Genomic DNA, 20,408 nt, shown 5'->3' with positions numbered 1-20,408 from the left:
TCCGAGGCTCATGAATTCCACCCTTCCCCGCAGACCCCGTTGGCGCAGCCTGGCCTTGCTCGCGCTGTGCCTGGCGCCGTTGCTGTGGCCGTTGGAGCACCTGGCCGAACGTTATTACCGCAGCGAGTTGGCCGGTCAGAACCGCCAGACCCTGGACCTCTACGTCGCCAACCTGCTGGGCACGCTGCACCGTTATGAGGTGCTGCCACAGATTCTCGGCGACCTGCCGGCCTTGCGTTCCGCGTTGTCGGCGCCGGACGATGGCGTGACTCAAGGCAACGCCAACCGGCTGCTGAAAAATATCAGCGCCCAGACCGGCGCCGAAGTCATGTACCTGATGGACCCTTCCGGCAAGACCCTGGCCGCGTCGAACTGGGACAAACACGACAGTTTCGTCGGACGCAATTTCGCCTTCCGGCCGTACTTCATCGAAGCCATGGCCGGACGCCTGGGCCGCTTCTTCGGCCTGGGCACGACATCGGCCAAACGTGGTTATTTCTTTGCCGCCGCCGTGCGCGACCGCGAAAAAGTCATCGGCGTGCTGGTGGTCAAGGTCGACCTCGACCACACCGAAAGCCTGTGGGGCAAGACTCCCGAACAATTGCTGGTGACCGACCACAACGGCGTGGTCATCCTCACGTCGCGACAAGAGTGGCGATTTCGCGCGACCCGGCCCTTGAGTGACGCCGAGCGCGAGGCCATCAGCGCGGTACAACCGTATCCGACCCGCGATCCCAAGCCGCTGAACCTGGACGCCAACGCCTGGCTGCCCCAGACCCAGTCCATCGAGGAAACCGGCTGGAGCGTGAGCATTCTCGCCCCGCGCACGCTGATTGATCGTCCGGTGCGCACCGTGGTCGCCATCGGTGGCGCGGCGTTGCTGGTCTTGATGTTGTTGCTCGGGTTGATGATGCAACGCCGGCGTCATTACCTGGATCGAATCGCCTTCGAAGCCAAGGCCCGTCATGAATTGGAAGGCCGGGTGGCCGAGCGCACCAGCGACCTGGAAGGACTGAACCGACGGCTGAAGCAGGAAGTGCTGGAGCGCGAACAGGCTCAGCAGGAGTTGGTCCGCGCCCAGGATGACCTGGTGCAGGCCGGCAAGCTGTCAGCCCTGGGCACCATGTCGGCGAGCATCAGCCACGAACTCAACCAACCGCTGGCAGCGATTCGCAGCTACGCGGAAAACGCCGAGATTTTGCTCGACCACCAACGCACCGAAGACGCCCGGGGCAACCTCAAGCTGATCAGCGAACTGACCGGGCGCATGGCCTCGATCATCGCCCACCTGCGCGCCTTCGCCCGCCGCGACCGACATGCGCCGGAAAGCGTCGCCCTGCAACCGGCGCTGGACGACGCCCTGGCGCTGCTCGCCAAACGCCGACGCAGCATGGAAGTGGAACTGATCCGCGACTTGCCGGCCGCCACGCTATGGGTCGAGGCCGGCGAAACCCGCTTGCGCCAGGTGCTCGGCAACCTGCTGGCCAACGCCCTCGATGCGCTCACCGAGAAAGGCCCACCGCGCAAACTCTGGCTCAGTGCCCAGGCCACCGAAACCGGCGTCAACCTGTACATCCGCGATAACGGCCCCGGGTTTTGCATGGAAGCCCTGGGCCGCGCCGGCGAACCCTTCTACACCACCAAGACCCGCACCCAGGGCCTCGGCCTGGGGCTGGCGATCTGCGACACCCTGATGCGCGCCTTTGGCGGCGAACTGTCGTTCGCCAACCACAAGGAAGGCGGCGCCCTGATTACCCTGAAACTGCGAGCCGGCGCCCCCGGGGTGAGCCTGCAACCGTCCGAGGACCGAAGTGTATGACCATCGACAACCGGATTGAGGTGGTGCTGATCGACGACGATCCCCATTTGCGTCAGGCCCTGAGCCAGACCCTCGACCTGGCCGGCCTGAAAATCCTGCCCCTGGCCGAAGCCAAGGGTGTGGCCGCGCAACTGCCCCGTGACTGGCCGGGCGTGGTGGTCAGCGATATTCGCATGCCGGGCATGGATGGCCTCGAACTGCTGGGCGAACTCCACGCCCAGGACCCGGAGCTGCCGGTACTGCTGATCACCGGCCACGGCGACGTGCCACTGGCGGTGCAGGCGATGCGCGCCGGAGCCTATGACTTCCTGGAAAAACCTTTCGCCAGCGATCACCTGCTCGACAGCGTACGCCGGGCCCTGGCCCTGCGCCGACTGGTGCTGGACAACCGCAGCCTGCGCCTTGCCCTGAGCGATCGCCATGAACTCAGCGCCCGCCTGGTCGGCAAATCGACACCCATGTTGCGCCTGCGCGAGCAGATCGGTGCACTGGCCGCCACCCGCGCCGACGTGCTGATCCTCGGTGAAACCGGTGCCGGCAAGGAAGTGGTCGCCCGTGCATTGCACGATCTTTCAGGCCGGCGCAACGGCCCCTTCGTGGCGATCAACGCCGGGGCCCTGGCCGAGTCGGTGGTGGAAAGCGAGCTGTTCGGCCACGAACCCGGCGCTTTTACCGGCGCGCAGAAGCGCCGCATCGGCAAATTCGAATTCGCCAACGGCGGTACGCTGTTCCTGGATGAAATTGAAAGCATGAGCCTGGATGTCCAGGTCAAGCTGCTGCGCCTGCTGCAGGAGCGCGTGGTGGAGCGGCTGGGGGGCAATCAACAGATCCCGCTGGATATCCGCATCATAGCCGCGACCAAGGAAGACCTGCGCCAGGCCGCCGACCAGGGGCGTTTTCGCGCCGACCTGTATTACCGCCTGAACGTCGCGCCGCTGCGCATACCGCCATTGCGTGAACGGGGGGAGGATGCGCTGATGCTGTTCCAGCATTTTGCCGATGAAGCCAGCGCTCGCCACGGGCTGCCGCCCCATGAATTGCAACCGGCACAACGGGCGCTGCTGCTGCGCCACAGTTGGCCGGGCAATGTGCGGGAACTGCAGAACGCCGCCGAACGTTTTGCCCTGGGCCTGGAACTGGCCCTGGACAACAGCGCGCCCGACGGCAGCCCCGGCGCACCGGTGGAAGTGGTCAGTGGCGGCTTGAGCGAGCAGGTGGAAAACTTCGAGAAAACCCTGATCGCCGCCGAACTGGCCCACCCCCACAGCTCGGTGCGCAGCCTGGCCGAAGCCTTGGGCATTCCACGCAAGACCTTGCACGACAAGTTACGCAAACATGGGCTGCACTTCGGCGACAGCAGCCATGGTTCGGCCGATGAGTCCGATTGAGTTATCGTCATTTCCCGTTCAAGCAAAAGGCCCCGCAATGAACCGCGACAGTCGTTACCTGGAATCGATCCTGCACCACGACATCCCCTTGACCCGGGACATGGGCCTCAAGGTGCTCGATTGGCAGGCCCGGCAACTGCGCCTGTCCTTGCCGCTTGCAGCCAACGTCAACCACAAGAGCACCATGTTCGGTGGCAGCCTGTATTGCGGCGCGGTGCTCGGCGGCTGGGGCTGGCTGCACCTGGCCCTGCGCGAGGAAGGCATCGAAGACGGGCATATCGTGATTCAGGAAGGGCAGATCAGCTACCCGCTGCCAGTGACCCGCGATGCGACCGTCGTCTGCGAAGCGCCCGAGGAAAAGGTCTGGAAGCGCTTCCTGGCCACCTACCGACGTTACGGACGGGCGCGGCTGGCGTTGCAGACGCGGGTGATGAATACCGGCAGCGAGGACGTGGCGGTGCAGTTTGAGGGGCAGTACGTGTTGCACCGCTAAAACACCGCCGCCCCCTGTGGCGAGGTATCTCTGTGTGGGAGCAAGGCTTGCCCGCGATGGATGCGCTGCGGTCTTGCAGAGATCGAGGCGCCTGTATCGCGAGCAAGCTTTGCTCCCTCAACCCCCTTGCCACGAAGGATCGAGCCAGGCTTAAGAGCGAGCAAGCTCCAGCAGCTTCCCACGCCACGCCGCTTTCGCTGGCAACGCCAGGAATGACGTATTCAACAGCGACTCACGCGGTGGGTAACAGAACGGTTCGCCGCTCAAGTCCAATACCTCGCCACCCGCACCTTCCAATACACCCTGGGCGGCGGCGGTGTCCCATTGGGAGGTCGGCGCCAGCCGTGGATAACAATCCGCCGCGCCTTCGGCCACCAGGCAAAACTTCAACGAACTGCCAATACTGGTCAGTTGCAGCTCACCCAGGCTCCCGCTCAAGCCATCCAGCAGGCGTTCCTGCTCCGGGCTGGTGTGCCGGCGGCTGGCAACCACGGTGAAGGCTTCACCTGGCGCCAGGGTGTCACGAACCGCGATCGGCAAGGGCTGCCCTCCCTTGTCGCCACGCCAGGCCCCCAGCCCTGCGCCGCCGACGTAAAAACGCCCATTGGTGGGCATCGACACCACGCCGAACACCACACGGCCCTGCTCCACCAACGCGATGTTGACGGTGAACTCCTCGCTGCCGGAAATGAATTCCTTGGTGCCATCCAGCGGGTCTACCAGCCACCAGCGATGCCAGCCGGCGCGCACGCTTTGGGCAATATCGGCGTCTTCTTCGGAGAGGATCGGAATATCCGGGGCCAGCGCCATCAGCCCGGCTACGATCACATCATGAGCGGCCATGTCCGCGGCGGTCACCGGCGACTCGTCGGCCTTGTGGTTGACTTGCACATTGGCGCGCCAGAACGGCAGGATCGCCTCACCGGCCTGGAGCGCCAGTTCGACCACAGGAGCCATCAACGGATGAGGGAAAGTCATGACAGGAACGCTCCACGCTGGGTCAGCAGGTCACGGGCCAGGTAGAGCGCCGCCAAGGCCCGGCCCTCCGTGAACTGCGGGTTCTGTGCCAGGGCCGACAGCTCACGCAGGTTGACCTTGTCCACACGCATCGGCTCGGGCTCGTCACCCTCCAGCCGTTCTTCGTACAGATCGGTCGCCAGCACCACCTGGATCTTCTGGCTCATGTAGCCGGGGGACAGCGACAGTTCGGTCAGGTGTTCCAACTGGCGCGCACCGAAACCGGCCTCTTCCTTGAGCTCCCGTTCCGCCGCAGCCAGCACATCTTCACCGGGCTCGATCAAGCCCTTGGGCAGGGACAGTTCATAGGCGTCGGTGCCACCGCAATACTCTTCCACCAACACCGCGTGGTCGGCGTCGAGCATCGCCACGATCATCACCGCGCCATAACCTGCGCCCTTGCTCGCCAGACGTTCATAGGTGCGCTCCACACCGTTGGAAAACCGCAATTTCAGTTCTTCCACGCAAAACAGGCGGCTGGTAGCGACGATCTGGCGATCGAGTATGGTGGGTTTCTGGCGCATAAACGGCTCCCTGGGCGATAGCGGGCTACTATACCCGGCCTATTCTGATTGTTTGTGTCGGATATCCGATTACCGCTGGAGAAGTTTTATGGCTTTGCTGCCCTGGCATGAGATCGATACGGTTCTGCTGGACATGGACGGCACCCTGCTGGACCTGCATTACGACAACCACTTCTGGCTCGAACACCTGCCCCAGCGCTACGCCGAACTGCATGGCGTGAGCCGGGCGATGGCCGAGATGGAGCTGCAGCCGCTGTTCGAGCGCAACGCCGGTCAGTTGCAATGGTATTGCCTGGATTTCTGGAGCGCCGAGCTGAAACTGCCGGTACGCGAACTGAAGTTGGAAACCGCGCACCTGATCGCCTTGCGGCCGGACGCCGATACCTTCCTGGCGGCGATCCAGCGGGCCGGCAAGCGCGTGGTGATGATCACCAACGCCCACCGCGATTCATTGTCCCTGAAGCTGGAACGCATCGAACTGGCCCCTTACTTCGACCGCTTGATCAGCTCCCACGACTACGGCTTCCCCAAGGAAAACCCGCAATTCTGGGATGCGCTGCAAGCCGACTTGAATTTCAACCCGGCCCGCAGCCTGTTCATCGACGACACCCTGCCGGTGCTGCGCAGCGCCCGAGACTTCGGCGTGGCGCACTTGCTGGCCGTGAGCGAGCCGGATAGCCGCAAAGGACCGAAGGACACGGGGGAGTTTGACGCGTTGGGGGATTATCGGGACTTGATTGCCGGGCTTTGAACCGCGCCGTATTCATCGCGAGCAGGCTCGCTCCCACAGTTGGATCCCTGTTCGCCACCGATCCAGTGTGGGAGCGAGCTTGCTCGCGATGAAGGCACCACAGTCCTGAAGGTTACGCGGGGATACGCAACACCTGCCCCGGATAAATCTTGTCCGGGTGCGACAGCATCGGCTTGTTGGCCTCGAAGATCTTGTTGTACTTGTTCGCGTCGCCGTACTCGGCCTTGGAGATGGCACTGAGTGTGTCGCCCTTCTTCACGGTCACGAAACGCGCCGCCTGTGCCACCGGGCCAGTCACCGTAATCTGGTCGTCGACACTGCCGACACCGGCGATATTGCCCACCGCCAACAGGATCTTTTCCTTTTCTTCCTGGCTCGCTACTTCACCGGTGACGATGACTTTGTCGCCGTCGATGGTCGCCTGGACATTCGGATTACCCAAGCCGACCTTTTCAATATGCGCTTTCAGTTGTTCGCTGGCATTGGCATTGCCGGGGGTCAGCAGGTCGATCAGTTTTTCACCTGCTTCCTTCACAAAGCTAAAAATACTCATGGCACACGCTCCTTGATTTAAGTGTCCAGACGCAAAGACTAGACCAGGCGAGACGAACCCGGTTCCCAACCGACCAATGACCCCACCACGCGCAAGCGCTAGAATCCGAACCTTCCTGCGCCCTGGAGCGAAGATGGACATCAAGCAGCTGAAATTTCTCATCGCGCTCGACGAAACCCGCCACTTCGGCCAAGCCGCCGCACGCTGCCACATCACCCAGCCGACCCTGTCGATGCGCCTGCGCAGCCTTGAAGAAGAACTCGATCTGCCGCTGGTCAACCGCGGCCAGCGTTTTGAAGGTTTCACCGCGCCGGGGGAACGAGTGCTGGCCTGGGCGCGCACGGTGCTGGCGGCCTATGACGGGCTGCAGGCCGAAGCGGCGGCTTGTCGTGGCAACCTGGTGGGTACGCTGCGCCTGGGTGTGGTGCCGTTGTCGGACTTCGACCCGCTGGCGATGATGCAGCGCTTGCACGCCGAGCACCCCAGCCTGCGTTTCGAATTGTCGTCCCTGAGCTCCGAACGCATCCTCGAACAGTTGGCGAACAACCGTATCGACCTGGGTATTTCCTACCTGGAACGCCTGGACAACGAACGCTTCGAAGCCCTGCCCTTCAGCCACACCCGCATGGGTCTGCTCTACGACCAGCGCTTTTTCTTCTTTGGCGAACAACCGCTGAGCTGGGAAGCGCTGATAGAGCTGCCCCTGGGCATGCTCACCAGCGGCATGCACTTTCGCCAATCCATCGACCACAATTTCCACAGCCGGGGCCTCACGCCTCAACCGCTGTTGCAAACCGACGCGGTGCATCAATTGTTACAAGCTGTGCACGGTGGACTGTGTTGCGCGGTGATGCCCTTGGACAGCGGCCTGAATGTGCTGACCGAAGATTTGCGCATCCAGCCCATCGAAAGCGCGCAAACGTTGGTCCCACTGGGCCTGATCATGCGGCGCGGCGCCCCACGCTCGGCCTTGGCAGAGGCCTGTTTTGCCCTCTACCAGAAATCATCGACAACATCTTGATCGACGTCATCTATTGAGAGATCAGTAATAGCGATTAGACGTGGCAGATTGCCGCATTTAGTCTTAACACTATTCCTACTTTCAGTGATGCCTATGAACGACAAGCCTCCGGTCAGTCCAGCGCCCGCGATGGAAACATCCGCGCCGGCCGCCAGCCAGAGCTATCGCTACTGCAATCTGGACCACTCCCAAACGGACAGCACCGCGCTGGCCGAGGAAGTGGCGCTGGCGATTGCCTATAACGGCATCAGCCAGGCGGTCATGCTGGTCACCCCCACCGACCTTGAAGACTTCATCGTCGGCTTCAGCCTCGGCAGCGGCATCATTGAAGACGCATCGGACATCTATGACCTGCAACTGAGCGGCACGGGTGCTGCGCACCATGCCGAGGTGACCATCGCCAACCGCGCCTTCTGGAACCTCAAGCAGCAACGCCGGCAATTGACGGGCACCAGTGGCTGCGGCTTGTGCGGCGTGGAAGCAGTGGAACAGGCATTGCCAAACCTCAAGGTGCTGCCCGGCGCACCGCTACCACCGGCGCAATGGCTCGATGGCCTGCGTGACCGTATCAGCCAGTTTCAGCCCCTGGGCCAATACTGCGGCGCAGTCCACGCCGCGTTGTTCATGAACGCCCAGGGCGAATTGCTGCTGGGTCGCGAAGACATTGGCCGACACAACGCCCTCGACAAGCTGATCGGCGCGTTGGTCCGGCAGCAGATCCCGGTGGCCGGCGGCATGGCGATCGTCACCAGCCGTTGCAGCCTCGAACTGATCCAGAAAGTCCTGCGGGCCGGCATCCAGACCCTGGTCAGCCTGTCGTCGCCCACCGGCCTTGCGGTGCAGTGGGCTCGCCAACACAACCTCAACCTCATCCACCTGCCGCAAAAAAGTGCGCCGCGGGTCTACAGCCCTGCGATGGAGAAACAAGCGTGAGCAATCATCAACAAGCCGACCAGAAACCCGTACCGCGCTACAAGCCCTACAAGGGCCCGGCCGGTGGCTGGGGTGCGCTGATCAGCGTCGCTCAGGCCTGGTTGACCAGCGACAATGCACTGAAAAACATCCGCATGATGCTCAAGACCAACCAGAATGGCGGTTTTGACTGCCCAGGCTGTGCCTGGGGTGACTCGCCGGAAAGCGGCGTGGTCAAGTTCTGCGAGAACGGCGCCAAAGCCGTGAACTGGGAAGCCACCAAGCGCCGCGTCGATGGCGCATTTTTCGCCAAGCACAGCGTGAGCTCGCTGCTGGAGCAGAGCGACTACTGGCTCGAGTACCAGGGTCGCCTGACCGAACCAATGCGCTACGACGCCGAAACCGACCGCTACAAACCCATCAGTTGGGAAGCGGCGTTCGACCTGATCGGCAAGCACCTGCATGGGCTGTCCAGCCCGAACCAGGCCGAGTTCTACACCTCGGGCCGAGCCAGCAACGAAGCGGCCTACTTGTATCAACTGTTCGTGCGCGCCTATGGCACCAACAACTTCCCCGACTGCTCGAACATGTGCCACGAGGCCAGCGGCGTAGCGCTGTCCCAGAGCGTTGGCGTGGGCAAGGGCACAGTGACCTTCGACGATTTCGAACACGCCGACGCGATTTTCGTCTGGGGGCAGAACCCCGGGACCAACCATCCGCGGATGCTCGAACCACTGCGCGAGGCGGTGAAACGCGGCGCCCAAGTGGTCTGCATCAACCCGCTCAAGGAACGTGGCCTGGAGCGTTTCCAGCATCCACAGAACCCGATCGAAATGCTCACCAACGGCAATAAGCCGACCAACACCGCCTATTTCCGCCCGGCCCTGGGTGGCGACATGGCGATCTTGCGCGGCATGGCGAAGTTCCTGCTGCAGTGGGAGCGCGAAGCGCAGAACACCGGCGCTGCGGCAGTGTTCGACCATGCGTTCCTCAATGAGCACAGCACCAACGTGCTGGATTACCTGGCGGCGGTCGACGACACGCCGTGGGAACAGATCGTCGAGCAATCGGGCATGACCCTGGTCGACATCGAGCAAGCGGCGCGCATGTACGCCAAGAGCGAGAACGTGATCATGTGCTGGGCGATGGGTATCACCCAGCACCGTCATTCGGTGGCGACCATCCAGGAAATCGCCAACGTGATGATGCTGCGCGGCAACATCGGCCGGCCAGGCGCAGGCCTGTGTCCGGTACGCGGCCACAGCAACGTCCAGGGCGACCGGACCATGGGCATCAACGAGCGTCCGCCAGTGGCGTTCCTCGATTCGCTGGAGCGGCGTTTCCAATTCAAGGTACCGCGTGAAAACGGCCACAACGTGGTCGAGGCGATCCACGCAATGGCCGACGGCCAGGCGAAGGTGTTCATCGCCCTGGGCGGCAACTTCGCCCAAGCCACGCCGGACAGCCATCGAACGTTCCAGGCCTTGGCCAATTGCGACCTGACGGTGCAGATCAGCACCAAGCTCAACCGCAGCCATCTGGCTCACGGCAAGGAAGCGCTGATCCTGCCGTGCCTGGGCCGCACCGACATCGACCTGCAAACCGAAGGTGCGCAAGCGGTGACCGTGGAAGACTCCTTCAGCATGGTGCATGCCTCCATGGGCCAGCTGCAGCCGCTGTCGAACCAGATGCGCTCCGAACCGTGGATCATCGCCGGCATCGCGGCCGCCACGCTGGGTAGCCGTCCGGTGGACTGGAACTGGCTGGTGGCCGACTACAGTCGCATCCGCGACCTGATCGCCGACACCGTACCCGGCTTCAAGGACTTCAACGAAAAGCTGAAGAACCCTGGTGGGTTCTACCTGGGCAACAGCGCCGGTGCGCGGCGCTGGAACACCCCGTCGGGCCGCGCCAACTTCAAGCCCAACCGGTTACCGACCGACCTTGTGCATGAACGCACCCGGGCCACCGGCCAGTTGCCCGACCTGATCATGCAGTCCATGCGTTCCCACGATCAGTACAACACCACCATCTATGGCCTCGATGACCGCTATCGCGGTGTGAAGGGTCAGCGTGACGTGTTGTTCGTCAACGAAGCGGACATCATTCGCCTGGGCTTCAAGCCGGGGCAGAAAGCCGACATCGTCTCGCTCTGGGATGACGGCCGCGAACGGCGGGTCAAGGGCTTTACCCTGCTGGCATTCGACATTCCTGCCGGGCAGGCTGCGGCCTATTACCCTGAAGTGAACCCGCTGGTGCCACTGGAAAGCACGGGCGACGGCAGCCACACTCCAACGTCGAAGTTCGTCGCGATCCGCCTGGAAGCGGCGAGCGAGAATGGACTGATCCTGGCCAAGTCGGCCTGATACACACATCTATGGCGAGGATTTAGGTTTGTGTGGGAGCAAGGCTTGCCCGCGATGAAAGCGATGCGGTCTTGCAGAAATAGAGTCGCCTGTGTCGCGAGCAAGCTTTGCTCCCATGATCGTACTTTTCGAACGCCCACAAAAAAGGCCGTTTTCCATAGAAAACGGCCTGTCCGAAGTAGCTAAAGACCGGCCAATTTGCCTTAAGTTCCCACCAAAAAACAATAACTTAGAGAATTGTGCACAAGTCGTGTTACTCGTCGGATTTCTATTGTAACCAAGCGAAGCCAGCCTCAGGATCGCGCCGTCATCCCTTTGAGGCTCCTCTATGAAGTTCTCCTCCATTCTCTTGTTGTCCCTTAGCCTGGCCAGTGGCATCGCTTCTGCCGGCGGTACTGCCGAAGCAGGTGTGGGCGGCGCATTGGGCGGGGTTTTGGGTTCGGTCGTCGGCCAGTCCCTGGGCGGCAACACCGGCTCCACTATCGGCGCGGCGCTGGGTGGCGCGGGCGGCAGTGCAGTCGGCGCAGACAAACACAGCCGCGGCGAAGCGGCGATCGGCGGCGCGCTGGGCGCAGCCGGCGGTAACGTGGTCGGCCGTAGCGTCGGCGGCACCACTGGCAGCCTGATCGGTGCAGCTGCAGGCGGCGGCGCTGGTGGCGCCCTGGGTAACTACATGGGCAAGGACGATGACGATGATCGTCGTTATGACGGTCGCCGCGGTGATCGCCGCTACTACCGCGATGGCCACCCGGGTCGTGGCCATGCCTACGGGCATCGCAAAAAACATCATCGCTACTACCGCGACTAACGGCTGACTGATAACCGCCGTTGAAGATCGCAGCCTCCAGCAGCTTCCAGAGCTGACAGGAGGCTGCGATTTTTTGTTTCAGACCACCAACAATTCCAAAGCCCCACGTAGCCGGTCCGGAATCGCCACCGGCCGATTCGACGCCCGGTCCACGAATACGTGAACAAAACGTCCCGCCGCGCAGGCCTCCTCCTCGCCGACCTTGAACACCGCCAGCTCGTACTGCACCGAACTGCTGCCCAACTTCCCTACCCGCAGGCCGATTTCAATCCGGTCAGGAAAAGCGATCGAGGCAAAGTAGTCACAGGCTGAACTCACCACGAACCCCACCACCTCTCCATCATGGATATCCAGGCCACCCACTTCGATCAGGTAGGTATTCACTGCGCTATCGAAAAAACTGTAATAGGTGACGTTATTGACGTGACCGTACACATCGTTGTCGTGCCAGCGCGTGGTAATGGTTTGCAAGTGTCGGTATTCGTTGCGCTGGGGCATCAGGTGTCCTTTACGGTTGTTCAATGACCTTGGCGTGACCCGGCCTCAGGCCTTCGCGAAGCCCTTGCCCTGCGCTGCCAGATCGCCGATCAGGCGCGCGGGCTTCCACTGGTCGCCCTGCTTCGTTTCGAGCTCCAGCAGGCGTGCGTGGATATCCTCCAGCCCCTGCCCGTCGGCCCAGGCCATCGGCCCGCCCTTGTCGGCAGGGAAACCATAGCCGTTGAGGTAGACCAGGTCGATGTCATGGGCCGACTCGGCAATGCCTTCCTGCAGGATCTTTGCCCCCTCGTTGACCAGCGCCAGCAAGCACCGCTCGAGGATTTCCTCCGGGCCAATCTCGCGCCGCTGGAAACCCAGCGCTTCACTGACCCGTAGCACCAGCGCATCGACCTCGACATCATGCTCGGCCTGTCGACTGCCCGGCTCGTAGTGATAGTACCCATTGCCGCTTTTCTGGCCGAACCGTCCCAGTTCGCACAAACGGTTGTCCACCTGCACCTCGGGCGCATCCTGGCCCTTGCCCGCCAGCTCACGGGCGCGCCACTCCAGATCGATGCCAACGACGTCGTACATACGAAACGGTCCCATGGCGAAACCAAAGCCTTGCAACGCGGCATCCACCTGATGGGGGAATGCCCCCTCCAGCAGCATCTTGCGCGCTTCCAGCACATAAGGATGAAGCATTCGGTTGCCAATGAATCCATGGCAATTGCCTGATACAACGCTGACCTTGCCCATGCGCTTGCCCAGAACTAACGCCGCGTCCAGCACCGCTGTGGAGGTGTGCGCGCCGCGAACGATTTCCAGCAGCTTCATGATGTGCGCCGGGCTGAAGAAATGCAGGCCCAGGACCTGGGCGGGCCGGCGGGTGACAGCGGCGATGGCATCGATGTCCAGCGCCGAGGTGTTGCTCGCCAGGATAGCCTCGGGCTTGAGCAGGCCGTCCAGTTCACGAAAGATTTTCTGTTTGAGTTCGAGGTTTTCGTAAACCGCTTCGATCACCAGGTCCACATTGCGGATTGCCGCGTAATCATCCGCCCGTGTCACCCGGGCGATCCGCGCGTCGGCCTCACCCTGATCGATACGGCCCTGACGCACGCCATGGGCATAGGTCTCGGCCACGGCCACCAGTGCCTGCTCGAGCATCTGCGGATTGTTGTCGACCCACTGTACCGCCACGCCCGCGTTGGCCAGGCACATCACGATGCCCCGGCCCATGGTGCCTGCACCGACCACCGCGGCACGCTGAATATCGAAAGGTGTCTGGCTCATGTTTGCTCTCTTGTTGGCGATCCGAAGACAGCCTTCACCTTAGTCAGCCACCGAATATTTTTGAAATTTATTCGTGTGATGCAGGGCATTCAGCGGATGGATGCAGCTCACAGGTGCGCCTGGGCCCACTGACGAACTTCAGCGTATGGATACGCCTCCAGTGCGGCATATCCGCGGATTTTCCGCGCCTTCAATCGGGTGAACAGCGGCATGCCGATCCCGCACAGGAAGCGGGTGAGGCGCTCGGCAGACGGCACGCTGCCGCTGTGCTGCTCATGCTTGTGGATAAAGTCGCTACACAGCGCCTCGAAGTTTTTATCCACAAGCGGCGGCAACGCCGGCGGCTCCGGCAGGCGAGCGATATGCCCATGGCACACCGAGCAATGACCGCACTCGCGTGGCGCATTGTCATCGCCGAAATACTGCGCCAGGCGATAACCCAGGCAACGGTCGGTGGCGAACAACTCGAGCATGGCGTGGATCCGCGCGATTTCACCTTGCTCGTGCCGGGTGAAATAGGCGTGTAGCTCGGAGCTCAAGACCTGCGTATCCAGGCCCCCTTCCAGCACGCTGTACACCTCGGTCATCTGTTTGCTTTCCAGCTCGATCCAGCCTTTTTCCTGGAAATAATCCAGCGCCTTGACCACGCGATTACGCTCAGCGTGATATTGCTGGTACATCCCGTCGAAATTCACCGTGGCCCAGGCCCGGGCGCGACTGGAGGTCTGGATGATGGCCGAGACGAAGTCCCTTCGCTCGCCTTCGAAGCGCTCCAGCAATTGTTGTGGCTCAGTCAGGAACTTGAAGCGGTACTCCGCGAAATAGGCATAGCGCGGCGCGATCAGCCGACGTAGCTCCAACTGGACCAGCAACGTCTTGAGTGGCAACTGCCGGATGTTGCTCTGGTCCGCCAGGGGTCCCAGCAAGAACTCCCATTGCCCATCGGGAGCGGCGGCCTGCAGCTCATCGAGCACGCAACGAATGCCTGCAAGCTCCGGCGTATCGCCATACACAAAGTTTTCCAGCACGTTGAGACTGTCGCGGTTGGCCAGCACCAGGCAATCGGAAGGCTGCCCGTCCCGACCGGCGCGGCCGATCTCCTGGCTGTAGTTTTCGATGGACTTGGGCAAGTCGAAATGCACGACGTTGCGAATGTCACTCTTGTCGATGCCCATGCCAAAAGCGATGGTCGCGACGATGCAATTGGATTGCGCGCCCATGAACCGCCGCTGGATATCTTCGCGTTGTTCATGGGGCAAACCGGCGTGATAGGCCTCGGCCTCAATCCCGTGCCGGCCCAGGTGTTCGGCGATCTGCTCGGCGGTTCGCTGCAAGGTCACGTAGACGATGCTCGGCTGCCCGGCACGTTCGCCCAGCCACTGCACCAGCCGTGCGCGCTTGTCGGCTCCCAGCACGGGCTCGACCAGCAGATTGAGGTTCGAGCGGTAGAAACCGGTTGTCACCACATCCACGGCGGCGATGGCGAATTTCGCCTGCATGTCGGCGATGACCTTGGGTGTCGCGGTGGCCGTCAGCAGCAATACCTGAGGAATATTGAACTCACGCTGGTAATCGGGAAGCTTGAGGTAGTCAGGTCGAAAGTTATGCCCCCATTCCGAAATACAGTGGGCCTCGTCCACCACCAGCAACGAGATCGGCACCTGCTGCAAGAAGTTGCGAAAGCGCTCGTTCTTCAGGCGCTCCACAGAAATCATCAGGATCTTCAACTCACCCGAACGGGCCCGCGCCATGGCATCGTTGGCTTCGTCACGCCCCTGGGCCGAATCGATACTCGCCGCCGCGATGCCGTGGCGCTTGAGGAACGCCAACTGGTCCTGCATCAGCGCCAGCAGTGGCGAGACCACCAGGGTCAGATGAGGCAATAGCAGGGCCGGCAATTGATAACACAAGGACTTGCCTGAGCCGGTGGGGAAAATGGCCGCTGCCGACCGACCGGCCAGCACGGCGCCGATGGCCGCCTCCTGACCGGGACGAAACTGTGGATAACCGAAAACCTGTTCCAGGGTGCTGTGCATGCGCGGTCGCTCCTTTGACTGCTGCGATGCCCAAAGCCTAGCGGGACAACGCGGTGAGTCGAGAAAAGGTCGGGGTCGAATCGATACGGGATGATACAGCCTGAATGGCCGTGACGCTGATCGACTCGGGAGTCAACGCACGCGCGGAGACGTTTGATAGCTGACAGTTTGAGCTTGGTGTTCAGTCATAAGACGTTAAATAAAGATCCAGTCCTTGAGGAAGAACCAATGATGCCAACCGCTCGATTTCAAGCACTTGCTTTGCTGAAAGCCTGAAGTCCGCACCAATATGATCATTACTACCTGCCCATTGCATCACGGGCTTCAAGTCCTCCACCGACAAGCTGATGCTCTGCTCAAATACCAGCTCATCCTTACCAGGATAAAAACCCAACACCCCAAAACTCATGGCTCTACCTTCCTTGTCTTATCCGCTTTTTTGGTCTGTTCGCCCGTGATGTGATTGAACTCACCCAAATGGTTTCCACGCGGGTTGTACTTTTCAAGGGCGCTATGCTGCCGGTCCCATTCATAAATATTGCCTTTCCGGTCGTGCCAACGTGGACGTAATCCTCCACCTCCTTGTACGGGAGTTTTTGACCGACCGCGAACAAGATCAGGAAAAGCAGGAATTACACCTTTCGGGGTCGGGTGATATTTGTGATCAGAAATGCTGAGCACGATATACAACGGCGAAACCCCAGAATCCGCCGGAAACACAAGAATGAAATCCTTGTACTGCGGCGGATAAATCGGGTTGACGATGATGCTGTCCGCCGCAGGCGTTGGCGGAAAAATCCATATGTGCGGAGCCTGTGGCGCGGCCTCCAGCGTCGGGATGCCCAGCGTGGCGGATGGATCGACTGCCGGCGTCCAGATCAATTCGACCCCATCGCCAAAGTCCGCCACCTGCTGCTCGCCGCGAGCCTGGAACGTGACCACGGGAATCATTTCCCAGTCACGTCGCGTCTGGGTGTTGTAGCCGTATCCCTTGAGTGTTCCATCGACCTGGGTTTCGACATGCAACCGAACCCGGGTGCGAGCCTGCTCCAGGGAGCGCAGTTGCTCTTCGGTGTACAACGAGCCGTCACCCAGGTTCGTGGGCATCAGCAATCCGACCAGGCCGATCAGCACACCCGCCGCCACAGGAGCGCTGACCGCGGCAGCAGCACCAAGGGAGACCGGCATCGTCCTACCCAAGGCAAACGTGCCGAAGCTTGCCGGTAACGACCCACTGATACTCTTAAGCTGAATGCGCCCTGACTCGTCAGCTTGACGCCCGCCCAACAAGGTAAATTGGCCGTACTCCCTCAGGGCTTCAGTCGGGATGTACCCGGTCGGGTTGTGGTAGTCGATGACTGAATCAGGCAGCTTGCAGGACTTTGCAAATACGCAGCCCTTCACATCGGAAGGTGATGCTTCGCGGACCTGGGCCAGACGCTCGCTCATGTACGCCGTCTGCCTGGCGAGCATGGCCTCATAGGTGTGTTGATCGGCATCTCTTTTTGCCAGTTCGCTGGGGATCATGGCCCGCAGGATCCTGTAGCCCCGATCGCCACCGTAATGCTCCCAGACCTGCGGAACACCGGTCTTTCCTTTCGTCATGCTTCATCCCTGCTCGGTCGCCGTTACCCCCATTGAAAGGGCGTGGCGAACCTTACCGAGCGGCCAGGGAAATACTCAGCAGACGGTTCCGAGACTGCTGTGAGATCTTTCTTCTTTTCCAACGAGCAACGATTTCACCCTAAACTTTCCCCCCAGACGGACGCACGCCAACCTCCCGGAAACCTCGCCATGTACCTCGCCCCAGACTTCCCCGACGATCACACCATGCGCCAGCTCATGGAACTGCTGCACGAAGAGATCGGCCTGCCTGAACGCAAGACGATCCGCCTGGACACCGCGATCAATCTCGACCTGGGTTGTGATGGCGCGGATGCCCGGCATCTGATGGAGGCCTTGGAAGAACGGTTCGCCATCGAGCTCATCGACTACGACGCCTACCGCTATTTTCAGCCTGAAGGATTTGATGTGTTTCAAAAGCGCAGGGCCAAGGGCCGTGGGAACAAGACGCCACTGACCATCGGCATGCTCTATAAGGCGATCAAGGCGCAACGATGGGATACGCGGGAAGTGGAAGAGGCCTAGTTGATCGGGGCGCCTCAAATAGTCGCCCATAAAAAAACCGCCCATGAAGGGCGGTTTTTTCATTCGCTAACCAAGCCTTACAACTGCGGACCCGCCGCCTTGATCGCGTCGCTCACGTCGAACTTCTTGAAGTTCTCGGTGAACAGACCGGCCAATGCCTTGGCCGCTTCGTCGTAGGCAGCTTTGTCGACCCAGGTGTTGCGTGGGTTCAACAGGCCAGTCTCGACGCCTGGAACAGCCAGCGGCACGTCCAGGTTGATGATGTCCAGGTGTTCGGTTTCAGCACCGATCAGCGCGCCGCTCTGGATCGCTGCGATCACCGCACGGGTGGTCGGGATGTTGAAACGCTTGCCGACGCCGTAACCGCCGCCGGTCCAGCCGGTGTTGACCAGGTAGACCTTGGAGCCGAAACCGCGGATGCGCTTGATCAGCAGCTCAGCGTATTCACCAGCCGGACGCGGGAAGAACGGGGCACCGAAGCAGGTGGAGAAGGTCGACTTGATGCCGCTGCCCGAACCCATTTCAGTCGAGCCCACCAGTGCGGTGTAGCCGGACAGGAAGTGGTAGGCGGCTTGTTCTTCGCTGAGGATCGACACAGGCGGCAGTACACCGGTCAGGTCGCAGGTCAGGAAGATCACAGCGTTTGGCTCGCCACCGAGGTTTTTCGGTGCGTGTTTTTCGATCAGCTCACGCGGGTAGGCGGCGCGGCTGTTCTGGGTCAGGCTGTCGTCGGCGTAGTCGGCTTTCTTGGTGACCGGGTCCAGGACGACGTTTTCCAGTACGGCGCCGTGCTGGATGGCTTTCCAGATAACTGGCTCGTTCTTCTCGGACAGGTCGATGCACTTGGCGTAGCAGCCGCCTTCGATGTTGAAGACCACACCCACGCCCCAGCCGTGCTCGTCGTCACCGATCAGATAACGGCTCTCGTCAGCGGACAGGGTGGTCTTGCCAGTGCCCGACAGACCGAAGAACAGGGTCACATCGCCCTCTTCGCCCATGTTCGCGGCGCAGTGCATCGGCAGCACGTCAACGGCCGGCAGCAGGAAGTTCTGCACGGAGAACAGGGCTTTCTTCATTTCACCGGCGTAGCGCATACCGGCGATCAGCACTTTCTTGGCCGCGAAGTTGATGATCACGGTGCCGTCGGAGTTGGTGCCGTCGCGCTCAGGCTCGCAGACGAAGTTCGGCGCGTTGATGATCTGCCATTCATCCTTGCCGCCGGCGTTGTATTGCTCGGGGTTGATGAACAGGCAACGGCCAAACAGGTTGTGCCACGCGGTCTCGGTGGTCATCTTGACTGGCAGGTAGTGCGCAGGATCGGAGCCTACATGCACGTGGGATACGAAACGCTCGCGCTCGCCCAGGTAGGCTTCGACGCGGTTCCACAGGGCATCGAACTTGTCGGCCGGGAACTTGCGGTTGATCGGGCCCCAGGCGATGGCGTCCTGGGTGGTTGGCTCTTCCACGATGAAACGGTCGACTGGCGAGCGACCGGTACGATGACCGGTACGAACAACCAGCGCGCCAGTATCGGCAAGCTCGCCTTCACCGCGATTCAGGGCTTCTTTGACCAGATCATCGACACTCAGATCGGTGTACACGGCGTTATTGGCTTGCGTCATGAGATTCCCCGTCGGCCCGTGGCCGAGTGCTCCAAACGTTTTGTAGTAGGAAGTCGCGCACTACTACCCGAAAAAAGTGGGCCGGATTATGCCAGAAAACCCCAAAAAGAGTAGGGCCCTCCCGTCAGTACGGCGTAAATCCGGCGTTTGCCAGGAGATTTACCTGCGCTGAATCGTTTTAGTGACGAGTATCTGACGGTGTGTCGACACCCGCACCGGCGAACAATTGCGCGATGTCCGCCGCGTCGAACAGGTAGCGCTCGTTGCAAAACTGGCAATCGATCTCGATGGCACCGCCATGCTCGATCACCAGTTGCTGCGCATCTTCCAGACCCAGACTGACCAGCGCATTGGCAGAACGTTCACGAGAGCAACTGCACTGGAAGCGCAACGGCTGTCCATCGAACAAGCGTACCTGCTCCTCGTGATAGAGGCGATGCAGCACGGTTTCGTTGTCCAGGCTCAACAGCTCATCGGCGCTCAAGGTGCTGGCCAGAGCGTTGATGTGCTGCCAGCTGGCATCACGTTCTTCCGCGTCGCGAAGGCGATCGGCAGGCAGTTGTTGAAGCAGCAAACCGCGGGCACGCCGCCCGTCGGCGTAGAGCCAGAAGCGGGTATTGGTCTGCTGGGACATGACGAAGTAGTTGGTGAAGCATTCAGCCAGGGTCGCGCCGTCGAGATCGACGATGCCCTGGTAGCGCTTGCCATGGGTAGGGTCGACCGTCAGGGCCAGCACGCCGTCGGGCATCATGTCAGCCAGGGTCGCGTCGGGCGCGATCTGCTCGGCGTGATAACGGGCCAGGCCACGGATCTCACGTTCGCTGGAGCACTCGATCATCAGCAGCGGCACCGGACCTTCGGAGCGCGCCTGGAGAATCAGCAAGCCATCGAACTTCAAGGTGCCCACCAACAACGCCGCAGCCGCCATCAGCTCGCCGAGCAGTTGTGCGACCGGCTCCGGATAGGCGTGCTTGGCGAGGACTTCGGCGTAGCTACGCTCCAACGCCACCAGTTCGCCACGGGCGTCGCTGTCATCGAAGATGAAACGTTGGGTGTAGTCGGTATCCGGTAAATCAGTCATAGGGTCTGGTATCTGAGGTGATGACAAATGATGGCAGGCATTTTATGGGCATTCAGGGTGGGTTCCAAGCAAGGCTTAGGCTTGCCTGACGGGAAGGTG

At 61.3% G+C, this 20,408-nt stretch carries 19 protein-coding genes; 9 read left to right on the top strand and 10 right to left on the bottom strand.

The genetic code is table 11. From position 1 onward, the window contains the following. Nucleotides 1-10 precede the first annotated feature (10 nt). The 3 genes from KI235_RS01645 to KI235_RS01635 are packed head-to-tail and all read left to right on the top strand — an operon-like array spanning nt 11 to nt 3,700. Nucleotides 11-1,819 (top strand): ATP-binding protein, encoded by a 1,809-nt coding sequence (locus KI235_RS01645; RefSeq protein ID WP_013692047.1) that lies wholly within the window; start codon nt 11-13, stop codon nt 1,817-1,819. Next, entirely contained in the window at nt 1,816-3,207 is a 1,392-nt protein-coding gene (locus tag KI235_RS01640) for a sigma-54 dependent transcriptional regulator (RefSeq protein WP_027911789.1), read from the top strand. Before KI235_RS01645 ends, KI235_RS01640 begins: the two co-directional genes overlap by 4 nt. A 37-nt stretch (nt 3,208-3,244) precedes the next feature. After that, a complete protein-coding gene (locus KI235_RS01635) occupies nt 3,245-3,700 on the top strand; it encodes a YiiD C-terminal domain-containing protein (RefSeq protein WP_003196733.1) in 456 nt (151 codons plus the stop codon). A gap of 150 nt (nt 3,701-3,850) precedes the next feature. Here the strand turns inward: KI235_RS01635 and cysQ are convergent, their stop codons facing one another. Continuing rightward, nucleotides 3,851-4,678 carry a 3'(2'),5'-bisphosphate nucleotidase CysQ gene (gene cysQ, locus KI235_RS01630; RefSeq protein ID WP_003196731.1) on the bottom strand — a complete coding sequence of 276 codons (828 nt, stop codon included), beginning with the start codon at nt 4,676-4,678 and terminating at the stop codon, nt 3,851-3,853. Then, nucleotides 4,675-5,241 (bottom strand): ADP compounds hydrolase NudE, encoded by a 567-nt coding sequence (gene nudE, locus KI235_RS01625; protein ID WP_003196729.1) that lies wholly within the window; start codon nt 5,239-5,241, stop codon nt 4,675-4,677. The genes cysQ and nudE overlap by 4 nt, the downstream gene beginning before the upstream one ends. Nucleotides 5,242-5,329: 88 nt before the next feature. On the opposite strand from nudE, the gene yrfG reads away from it, so the two are divergent. Continuing rightward, complete coding sequence (gene yrfG / locus KI235_RS01620; protein WP_003196727.1) at nt 5,330-5,992, top strand: GMP/IMP nucleotidase; 663 nt, start codon at nt 5,330-5,332, stop codon at nt 5,990-5,992. A 112-nt stretch (nt 5,993-6,104) separates the two neighbouring features. Here yrfG and lysM read toward each other — a convergent pair whose 3' ends face one another. After that, a complete protein-coding gene (gene lysM / locus KI235_RS01615) occupies nt 6,105-6,545 on the bottom strand; it encodes a peptidoglycan-binding protein LysM (protein ID WP_003196724.1) in 441 nt (146 codons plus the stop codon). 133 nt (nt 6,546-6,678) lie between these two features. Between lysM and KI235_RS01610 the strand changes: the two genes are divergently transcribed. From KI235_RS01610 to KI235_RS01595, 4 genes are all read left to right on the top strand, one after another. Further along, nucleotides 6,679-7,566 (top strand): LysR family transcriptional regulator, encoded by an 888-nt coding sequence (locus tag KI235_RS01610; protein WP_003196722.1) that lies wholly within the window; start codon nt 6,679-6,681, stop codon nt 7,564-7,566. Nucleotides 7,567-7,659: 93 nt separating this feature from the next. After that, entirely contained in the window at nt 7,660-8,499 is an 840-nt protein-coding gene (fdhD, locus tag KI235_RS01605) for a formate dehydrogenase accessory sulfurtransferase FdhD (RefSeq protein WP_003196720.1), read from the top strand. Beyond that, complete coding sequence (locus tag KI235_RS01600) at nt 8,496-10,844, top strand: FdhF/YdeP family oxidoreductase (RefSeq protein WP_027911791.1); 2,349 nt, start codon at nt 8,496-8,498, stop codon at nt 10,842-10,844. The genes fdhD and KI235_RS01600 overlap by 4 nt, the downstream gene beginning before the upstream one ends. 328 nt (nt 10,845-11,172) lie before the next feature. Beyond that, nucleotides 11,173-11,652 (top strand): glycine zipper domain-containing protein, encoded by a 480-nt coding sequence (locus KI235_RS01595; protein ID WP_003196716.1) that lies wholly within the window; start codon nt 11,173-11,175, stop codon nt 11,650-11,652. Between the two features lie 78 nt (nt 11,653-11,730). On the opposite strand, the gene KI235_RS01590 is transcribed toward KI235_RS01595, so the two are convergent. The 5 genes from KI235_RS01590 to KI235_RS01570 form a co-directional block, all read right to left on the bottom strand. Continuing rightward, complete coding sequence (locus KI235_RS01590) at nt 11,731-12,150, bottom strand: thioesterase family protein (protein ID WP_003196715.1); 420 nt, start codon at nt 12,148-12,150, stop codon at nt 11,731-11,733. Between the two features lie 45 nt (nt 12,151-12,195). Continuing rightward, entirely contained in the window at nt 12,196-13,422 is a 1,227-nt protein-coding gene (locus KI235_RS01585) for a 3-hydroxyacyl-CoA dehydrogenase (protein ID WP_003196713.1), read from the bottom strand. A gap of 107 nt (nt 13,423-13,529) precedes the next feature. After that, nucleotides 13,530-15,458 (bottom strand): ATP-dependent DNA helicase RecQ, encoded by a 1,929-nt coding sequence (locus tag KI235_RS01580; protein WP_212795453.1) that lies wholly within the window; start codon nt 15,456-15,458, stop codon nt 13,530-13,532. 181 nt (nt 15,459-15,639) lie between these two features. Further along, complete coding sequence (locus KI235_RS01575) at nt 15,640-15,867, bottom strand: hypothetical protein (protein WP_003196709.1); 228 nt, start codon at nt 15,865-15,867, stop codon at nt 15,640-15,642. After that, complete coding sequence (locus KI235_RS01570; RefSeq protein ID WP_212795452.1) at nt 15,864-17,063, bottom strand: colicin E3/pyocin S6 family cytotoxin; 1,200 nt, start codon at nt 17,061-17,063, stop codon at nt 15,864-15,866. Before KI235_RS01570 ends, KI235_RS01575 begins: the two co-directional genes overlap by 4 nt. A 189-nt stretch (nt 17,064-17,252) precedes the next feature. On the opposite strand from KI235_RS01570, the gene KI235_RS01565 reads away from it, so the two are divergent. Continuing rightward, nucleotides 17,253-17,606 carry a DUF1493 family protein gene (locus tag KI235_RS01565; RefSeq protein ID WP_013692043.1) on the top strand — a complete coding sequence of 118 codons (354 nt, stop codon included), beginning with the start codon at nt 17,253-17,255 and terminating at the stop codon, nt 17,604-17,606. Nucleotides 17,607-17,683: 77 nt separating this feature from the next. Here the strand turns inward: KI235_RS01565 and KI235_RS01560 are convergent, their stop codons facing one another. Together KI235_RS01560 and hslO are read right to left on the bottom strand one after the other, a co-directional pair. Further along, nucleotides 17,684-19,228: a phosphoenolpyruvate carboxykinase gene (locus KI235_RS01560; protein WP_212795451.1), complete on the bottom strand. Its 1,545-nt coding sequence runs from the start codon at nt 19,226-19,228 to the stop codon at nt 17,684-17,686. A 178-nt stretch (nt 19,229-19,406) separates the two neighbouring features. Continuing rightward, on the bottom strand, nt 19,407-20,309 hold the full coding sequence (gene hslO / locus KI235_RS01555; RefSeq protein WP_003196701.1) for an Hsp33 family molecular chaperone HslO: 903 nt from the start codon (nt 20,307-20,309) through the stop codon (nt 19,407-19,409). Nucleotides 20,310-20,408: the final 99 nt, after the last annotated feature.

The organism is Pseudomonas sp. St386 (assembly GCF_018325865.1).
Taxonomy (GTDB): domain Bacteria; phylum Pseudomonadota; class Gammaproteobacteria; order Pseudomonadales; family Pseudomonadaceae; genus Aquipseudomonas; species Aquipseudomonas brassicacearum.
This window is presented reverse-complemented; position numbering and strand designations above follow the sequence as displayed.

What these genes read in the sequence shown, in the direction of transcription:
- KI235_RS01635 (WP_003196733.1), top strand. Translation starts at nt 3,245, where the DNA reads ATGAACCGCGACAGTCGTTACCTGGAATCGATCCTGCACCACGACATC.
- yrfG (WP_003196727.1), top strand. Translation starts at nt 5,330, where the DNA reads ATGGCTTTGCTGCCCTGGCATGAGATCGATACGGTTCTGCTGGACATG.
- KI235_RS01610 (WP_003196722.1), top strand. Translation starts at nt 6,679, where the DNA reads ATGGACATCAAGCAGCTGAAATTTCTCATCGCGCTCGACGAAACCCGC.
- KI235_RS01570 (WP_212795452.1), bottom strand. Translation starts at nt 17,063, where the DNA reads ATGACGAAAGGAAAGACCGGTGTTCCGCAGGTCTGGGAGCATTACGGT.
- KI235_RS01585 (WP_003196713.1), bottom strand. Translation starts at nt 13,422, where the DNA reads ATGAGCCAGACACCTTTCGATATTCAGCGTGCCGCGGTGGTCGGTGCA.
- nudE (WP_003196729.1), bottom strand. Translation starts at nt 5,241, where the DNA reads ATGCGCCAGAAACCCACCATACTCGATCGCCAGATCGTCGCTACCAGC.
- fdhD (WP_003196720.1), top strand. Translation starts at nt 7,660, where the DNA reads ATGAACGACAAGCCTCCGGTCAGTCCAGCGCCCGCGATGGAAACATCC.
- KI235_RS01565 (WP_013692043.1), top strand. Translation starts at nt 17,253, where the DNA reads ATGTACCTCGCCCCAGACTTCCCCGACGATCACACCATGCGCCAGCTC.
- hslO (WP_003196701.1), bottom strand. Translation starts at nt 20,309, where the DNA reads ATGACTGATTTACCGGATACCGACTACACCCAACGTTTCATCTTCGAT.
- KI235_RS01580 (WP_212795453.1), bottom strand. Translation starts at nt 15,458, where the DNA reads ATGCACAGCACCCTGGAACAGGTTTTCGGTTATCCACAGTTTCGTCCC.
- KI235_RS01595 (WP_003196716.1), top strand. Translation starts at nt 11,173, where the DNA reads ATGAAGTTCTCCTCCATTCTCTTGTTGTCCCTTAGCCTGGCCAGTGGC.
- KI235_RS01560 (WP_212795451.1), bottom strand. Translation starts at nt 19,228, where the DNA reads ATGACGCAAGCCAATAACGCCGTGTACACCGATCTGAGTGTCGATGAT.
- KI235_RS01590 (WP_003196715.1), bottom strand. Translation starts at nt 12,150, where the DNA reads ATGCCCCAGCGCAACGAATACCGACACTTGCAAACCATTACCACGCGC.
- KI235_RS01575 (WP_003196709.1), bottom strand. Translation starts at nt 15,867, where the DNA reads ATGAGTTTTGGGGTGTTGGGTTTTTATCCTGGTAAGGATGAGCTGGTA.
- lysM (WP_003196724.1), bottom strand. Translation starts at nt 6,545, where the DNA reads ATGAGTATTTTTAGCTTTGTGAAGGAAGCAGGTGAAAAACTGATCGAC.
- KI235_RS01640 (WP_027911789.1), top strand. Translation starts at nt 1,816, where the DNA reads ATGACCATCGACAACCGGATTGAGGTGGTGCTGATCGACGACGATCCC.
- KI235_RS01645 (WP_013692047.1), top strand. Translation starts at nt 11, where the DNA reads ATGAATTCCACCCTTCCCCGCAGACCCCGTTGGCGCAGCCTGGCCTTG.
- cysQ (WP_003196731.1), bottom strand. Translation starts at nt 4,678, where the DNA reads ATGACTTTCCCTCATCCGTTGATGGCTCCTGTGGTCGAACTGGCGCTC.